This window comes from Martelella sp. (assembly GCF_984369615.1).
Map to the genome: position 1 here is coordinate 1 of NZ_CFHTCS010000262.1, position 6,294 is coordinate 6,294.

General features: G+C 61.6%; 6 protein-coding genes. 3 read left to right on the plus strand and 3 right to left on the minus strand.

All coding sequences use genetic code 11. The annotated features are described in order from the left end of the window. Positions 1–25 precede the first annotated feature (25 nt). The 3 genes from glyA to AC5DC2_RS17560 all read right to left on the minus strand — a co-directional run bounded on the left by glyA (position 26) and on the right by AC5DC2_RS17560 (position 3,346). Positions 26–1,330 (minus strand): serine hydroxymethyltransferase, encoded by a 1,305-nt coding sequence (glyA, locus tag AC5DC2_RS17550; RefSeq protein ID WP_491699403.1) that lies wholly within the window; start codon positions 1,328–1,330, stop codon positions 26–28. A gap of 183 nt (positions 1,331–1,513) precedes the next feature. After that, positions 1,514–2,809, minus strand: coding sequence for a L,D-transpeptidase family protein (locus AC5DC2_RS17555; RefSeq protein WP_051424109.1), 1,296 nt, complete (start codon positions 2,807–2,809; stop codon positions 1,514–1,516). A 129-nt stretch (positions 2,810–2,938) separates the two neighbouring features. Beyond that, on the minus strand, positions 2,939–3,346 hold the full coding sequence (locus AC5DC2_RS17560; RefSeq protein WP_491699404.1) for a DUF6163 family protein: 408 nt from the start codon (positions 3,344–3,346) through the stop codon (positions 2,939–2,941). Between the two features lie 143 nt (positions 3,347–3,489). On the opposite strand from AC5DC2_RS17560, the gene hemB reads away from it, so the two are divergent. The 3 genes from hemB to AC5DC2_RS17575 all read left to right on the plus strand — a co-directional run. Next, positions 3,490–4,512 carry a porphobilinogen synthase gene (hemB, locus tag AC5DC2_RS17565; RefSeq protein ID WP_491699405.1) on the plus strand — a complete coding sequence of 341 codons (1,023 nt, stop codon included), beginning with the start codon at positions 3,490–3,492 and terminating at the stop codon, positions 4,510–4,512. Between the two features lie 97 nt (positions 4,513–4,609). After that, positions 4,610–5,860, plus strand: a complete 1,251-nt coding sequence (locus tag AC5DC2_RS17570) for a tetratricopeptide repeat protein (protein WP_491699406.1) — start codon at positions 4,610–4,612, stop codon at positions 5,858–5,860. A 53-nt stretch (positions 5,861–5,913) separates the two neighbouring features. Next, the coding region (locus tag AC5DC2_RS17575) for an RDD family protein (protein WP_491699407.1) at positions 5,914–6,294 on the plus strand (381 nt) is incomplete at its 3' end.

The window sequence follows — 6,294 nt, forward strand, 5'->3', positions numbered from 1 at the left end:
GGCGAATTGCAGAACGGGCAGCGCATCAGCCCATATAGCCATACATCGGGAAGCGTTCGGTCAGCGCGACGACCTTTTCACGCACGGCCTTTTCGACCGCTGCATTGCCCTCATCCGAATTGGCCTCCTTCAGCCCGTCCAGAACCTCGACGATCAGCTTGCCGATTTCGGCGAATTCGGCCTCGGTGAAGCCGCGCGTGGTGCCGGCAGGCGTGCCGAGACGGACGCCCGAGGTGACGAAGGGCTTTTCCGGATCGAAGGGAATGCCGTTCTTGTTGCAGGTGATGTAGGCGCGGCCAAGGGCGGCTTCCGCGCGCTTGCCGGTGGCGTTCTTCGGCCGAAGGTCGACCAGCATGGAGTGGTTGTCGGTTCCGCCGGAAACCACATCAAGCCCGCCGTCCATCAGCGAGGCGGCGAGCGCGCGGGAATTCTTGACCACCTGCTCGGCATAGGCCTTGAACTCCGGCTGCAGCGCCTCGCCGAAGGCCACCGCCTTGGCGGCGATCACATGCATCAGCGGACCGCCCTGAAGGCCGGGGAAGACGGCGGAATTGATCTTCTTGGCGATGTCGGGATCATTGGTCAGCACCATGCCGCCGCGCGGGCCGCGGAGCGACTTGTGCGTCGTCGTCGTGACAACATGGGCATGCGGGCACGGCGAGGGATGCACCCCACCGGCAACAAGCCCTGCGATATGGGCCATGTCGACCATCAGATAGGCGCCGACGGAATCGGCGATCTCGCGGAAGCGCTTCCAGTCCCATATGCGCGAATAGGCCGTGCCGCCGGCGATGATCAGCTTCGGCTTGTGCTCCTCGGCCTTCCTGGCGACCTCGTCCATATCGATCAGATTATCGTCGCGCGACACGCCGTAGGAAACGACATCGAACCACTTGCCCGACATGTTGACGGGCGATCCGTGGGTCAGGTGACCGCCGGAATTGAGGTCGAGGCCCATGAAGGTATCGCCGGGCTGCAGCAATGCGAGAAAGACGGCCTGGTTCATCTGAGAGCCGGAATTCGGCTGCACATTGGCGAATTCGACGCCGAACAGCTTCTTGGCGCGCTCAATCGCCAGTTCTTCGGCAATGTCGACGAACTGGCAGCCGCCATAGTAGCGCTTGCCCGGATAGCCCTCGGCATATTTGTTGGTCATGATCGAACCCTGCGCCTCGAGCACGGCGCGCGAGACGATGTTTTCCGAGGCGATCAGCTCGATTTCATGACGCTGGCGACCGAGCTCCTTGCCGATCGCGTCGAAGATTTCCGGATCGGTGTCGGCGAGCGTGCGGTTGAAGAAGGTCTCGGTAAACACTGTCTGGCTAGTCATCGCGGGTTCCTCACTTGTGGCAGGCGGGCGGAAGCGTTCTATCCTCCGATCGATCATCGTGCAATAGACGAAAACCGCCGGCGAACATGGCCCGCCGGCGGCATTTTCGATCATGAATACGAAGGCCGCTGCCTCAATCATCGGGTTACCGAAAAACCGGCGCCCCGTTTTTCGCCCGACGCTCTATTCGATGCCGCTGGTCGTCTGCAGCGCCAGTTCCGGCGCGCCGTCGAGATTGTAGATATCATCGCGGAACTGAACGACCCCGTCCTTGGCCGACCACGCCGTGATGTAGACGAAATGGTTCGGCACCGGATCGGCAAGGTTCACCGGCGTGGAAATGCCGGCATGGATGGTCTGCTCGATATGCTGACGATCCCAGCCGGGCGTGTTCTTCAACAGCCAGACATCAAGGTCGCGGACGTTCTCGATACGGACGCAGCCCGACGATTCGAAGCGCACGATGTCGTTGAACAGCGACTGGCTCGGCGTGTCGTGCATGTAGACGGCATGCTTGTTGTGGAAGTTGATCTTGGTCGAGGCCATGGCGCTGTTGGGGCCCGGATCCTGTCGGAAGGTCAGGTTCGGCGCCTTCTCCGCGTTCCAGTCGATCGTCATCGGATCGACTTCGTTGCCCTTGTTGTCGTAGAGCCGGATCTTGTTGTCGACCAGGTAGTTCGGATCCTCGCGCATCAGCGGCATGATATCCTTCTGGATGATCGAGCGCGGCACGGTCCAGGGCGGATTGAAGATGATCTCGAAAATCTTCGAGTTGAGAATCGGCGTCGGGCGCGAAGGCCGGCCGACAATGGCGACATTGCGCAGCGCCACGCTGTCCTGTTCCACGGCCTCGCAATAGGCGGCCGGGATATTGACCAGAACATAGCGCTCGCCGAGGTCGGAGCCGAGATCCTCCACGCGCGTCAGGTTCGTCTCCAGCTGCGCAAGGCGGACGCGGGCGCTGACATTGAGCGCCTTCAGCGTGTATTCATCGATATAGCCGGTCTCGGACAGGCCGTGACGCGCCTGAAAGCGGCGCACGGCGCCCTGGACGTAGGAATCGTAGGAGTCCGAAATGCCCGCCGAGCGCGGCAGGTCGCCGGAAACGATCAAGCGCTGGCGCAGTTGCTGGACGGAAGGGTCGTAGACGCCGAACTGAAGCGGCACGTTGGGATGCACCTGCGGCCAGCCGCCGCTGGTGACGATCTGCTGATACTGGGCAATCGCCTGCATCAGGTTTGCCGGCGCGTTCGGTCCGAGGATCGGCTGGTTGGAACTGACGCTGGCCGGCGCGCGCGATGTGAAGGCATCGAACTGGTCATCCCAGTTGCCGCGTCCGGGCGTATTGATCAGCGCGTCGACAGCCGATTGCGCCGAGGCCAGATGCGGCATCGCCAGCACACCGGCGGCGCCGGCGATGAAGCGACGGCGCGACACAGTTTTATTGGTAGGCGTTTTCCGGTCCAGGTCTTTTGTCATCAAATCCAAATCTCGTTCGGTCCCTCGGGCGGCAAGGCCGCGCCCGTCTCAAAGTCGATGCCCTCGCACAGCAATATGGCCAATTATTGTCGGTTTTCAAAGCCGGTCGGAAGGCTGCCGTCGTCGATTCTAGCGCCGTCGAATGAAGGCAAGGTAAACCCAGAAGGAGACGTAGAAACCGATCAACAGAATGTGAAGCGCGGACAGCCCCGGCGCATTGCCGAAAATGTGCGGATAGGCGCTGTGGGCGACTATCTGGACGGCGGCGCCGAGCACCCAGAGCACGAAGCCCCAGCCAACCCCGAACCACAGTCCGGCGGCGGCCACGGGATAGAGCACGGCAAGCACCGCCTCGACGAGACGCACATCGGCATGCACGAGGTCGAATCGACCGGCCCCGCCTTCGGTCAACCCAATCAGCGCCGCCCAGCTGGAAAGCGCCATAACGAAAAGAAACACGGCGACGCACCGCTTGAACACCAGGAAAGCGGTCTGCGAAAAACTGGGTCTGGGCGCTGCGCTCGACTCTGAAGACATGTCCGCCTTATACGCGGCAAACGGCCGCTGACAAACCCGCAAAAGCCGGCGGCGATGTGACAAATTGGGTTGTTTTTTCGTCGGGACCTGCGTGCTACAAGCCTGATGAACATCAAGGGCACTGAAATCGCCGGAGGATCAGGATGAACGACGCCAACGACAAGACCCATCTCGTCGACCGGATCACCGGCCATCGCCGCATGCGCCGCAACCGCAAGGCCGACTGGACGCGCCGGCTGGTGCGCGAGAACCGGTTGACGGTGGACGACCTGATCTGGCCGGTCTTCGTCATTCCGGGCGACAATGTCGAGGAACCGATCCCGGCGATGCCGGGCGTGTCGCGCATGAGCGTCGACCGGCTGGCGGAAGCGGCCCGCAAGGCCGAGGCGCTCGGCATTCCCGCGATCGCGACCTTTCCCAACATCGCGCTGGAAAAGCGCGACATGAACGGATCGGAGATCCTCAACCCAGACAACCTGATCAACCGCGCGACGCGCGCGATCAAGAAGGCCGCACCAGGCGTCGGCGTGATCACCGACGTTGCCCTCGATCCCTTCACCAGCCATGGCCATGACGGCATTCTCGTCGGCGACGAAATCGTCAATGACCTGACAGTCGACCATATCTGCGCGGCGGCCGTGCTGCAGGCCGAGGCCGGCGCCGACATCATCGCGCCCTCCGAAATGATGGACGGGCGCATCGGCGCGATCCGCGAGCGGCTGGATGCAGCCGGTTTCCAGAACGTCGGCATCATGTCCTATGCGACCAAGTTCTCCTCCGGCTTTTACGGCCCCTACCGCGAGGCGATCGCCACCAAGGGCCTCTTGAAGGGCGACAAGGCGAGCTATTATGTCGACACGGCAAACGGAACCGAGGCGCTGCGCGATGCCGCTCTGGACGTCGAGGAAGGCGCGGACATGCTGATGGTGAAGCCCGGCCTGCCCTATCTCGACATCTGCTGGCGGATGAAGGAGACCTTTGGCCTGCCTGTCTTTGCCTACCAGGTCTCCGGCGAATATGCGATGATCCGCATGGCTGCCGAACGCGGCGCCATCGACGGCGAGCGGGTGATGATGGAGACGCTTCTGTCGTTCAAGCGCGCCGGCTGCGACGGCATCCTCACCTATTTCGCCATGGAAGCGGCGGAAAAGCTGGAAAAGAACTGAAGTCTCGCTTAGCATCGGCTGAGTGAGGCGTGGCGTTCTCGGGCGTCTGGAGCCGAACAATCAATGTTGTAAATAAACCTTGATTTATGGAGGGCTCATGCGCCGCTTCCTGTTCGTGCTGCTTGTTGTTATTGTTTCTTCAACCGCGCGGGCCGAAGAGGTTTCGCCGGAACTCCGCGCGGCGATCGATCGTTTCGATGCCCGTGACTATGAAGCGGCCCTGCCGGAACTGATTGCCGCTGCAGAGAACGGCTCCGAGGAGGCAAAGGCGCGCGTGGGTGCGGCCGAGGCGCTGGGACTTGCCGGCGAGCGGAATGTCGAACACGGTCTCGCCCTGCTCAGGCAGGCCGATGCCGCCAATGTTCCTGCGGCCAGCTTCTATCTCATGCAGTTCTACATCGGAAAGGAAAAGGTCGATTACGCAGAGGCGCTGCCCTATATCGAGCGGTCTTACGAACAGGGCAATGCGTCGGCGGCCTATCTGCTCGGCCGCTACCAGTTCAACCACCTGCTCGGCCCCGGCAATATCCGGCAGGCTCGCGATTATTTCGAGACCGCCGTGGCGAGAGGCCACGACGAGTCCCGCCCCTTTCTTGCCATAACCCGCATGATGGACGGGACGAACAAGGAGGAGGCGCTTGAGGCTTTCGGCGAGGTGCAAACCGATTCCGCATGGTTCACACTCGTGCGGGAAGATATTGCCAAGACCGCGGTGCTGCAGCAAATGGCGGAGAAAGACGCCGGCGCCTTCATCCGCGGGCCTTACGGAACTGAAGCATTCTGTGATCCGATATTCGAGGGCGCGACCACCCGGCTCCGCTTTGAGCGGGAGCTCGGCGGCATAAAGCTCTCAACCGGTGGCCACGGCATCGGGCTGCGATTCATCAAGGCCGGCGACAATCTGGTTTTGACGCAGCTTTCCTTCGACCTGTCCTACCAGGTTCTGTTCGGCAAGGAGCCGGAAGGCAAAAGCGATATACTTGTCGTCAGCAGCAACTACGAGGCCACGGACATGCGCGGCCTGATGACCCTTGCCAAGGATCAGGAGCCGCACGTGCGTCTCAAGGCCAGGTACGACCTGCAGGACTGCCCCGATCGCATGTGCCGTCAGATCATGAACGACAACATGTTCAAGGCTCTCGGCGGCGCCAACTATCTCTACCCCATCGGCGTGAACAGAGAGATTCACTTCTTCAGCATCAGGCACCCGGATTGGAGCCTTGGCACCGGCCCCATTGAAGCCCTCCACGGCACTTCCTATGTGCAGAAGTGGGACCAATACCTCGAAGCAGCTTCGCGCGCCTTTGACTCCGGCGAAATGAGCGGGCACTTCGAGATTTGTGATTGAACGATGCCTTGGCTGAACACGAAAGAGAAGTACCCATGACCCTCGAACGCGACATGTCCTATGCGCCGAATGCCGGCAGCCCAGCCTATTCCGGCGTTCTGTCGCGCCGGGTTCTGGCGTTTCTGGTCGACTACCTGATCATCGCGATCCTGTGGGTGCCGGCGGCGGTTCTGCTGTTCTTCGTCGGCATCGCAACGCTCGGCCTCGCCTTCTTCCTCTATCCGGTGCTCTATTTCATCGTCGCCGTGTTCTATTTCGGCTTCACCATGGGCGGCATCTCCCAGGCTTCCCTCGGCATGCGCTCGATGGGCCTCAGGATCGTACGGACCGACGGGCTGAGGATGGATTTCCTGACGGCCGCCGTGCATCTGGCGCTGTTCTGGCTGTTCAACTCGGTGCTGACGCCGCTCTTCCTGCTGGTCGGCCTTTTTACC

What these genes read in the sequence shown, in the direction of transcription:
- AC5DC2_RS17555 (WP_051424109.1), bottom strand. Translation starts at nt 2,809, where the DNA reads ATGACAAAAGACCTGGACCGGAAAACGCCTACCAATAAAACTGTGTCG.
- hemB (WP_491699405.1), top strand. Translation starts at nt 3,490, where the DNA reads ATGAACGACGCCAACGACAAGACCCATCTCGTCGACCGGATCACCGGC.
- glyA (WP_491699403.1), bottom strand. Translation starts at nt 1,330, where the DNA reads ATGACTAGCCAGACAGTGTTTACCGAGACCTTCTTCAACCGCACGCTC.
- AC5DC2_RS17570 (WP_491699406.1), top strand. Translation starts at nt 4,610, where the DNA reads ATGCGCCGCTTCCTGTTCGTGCTGCTTGTTGTTATTGTTTCTTCAACC.
- AC5DC2_RS17560 (WP_491699404.1), bottom strand. Translation starts at nt 3,346, where the DNA reads ATGTCTTCAGAGTCGAGCGCAGCGCCCAGACCCAGTTTTTCGCAGACC.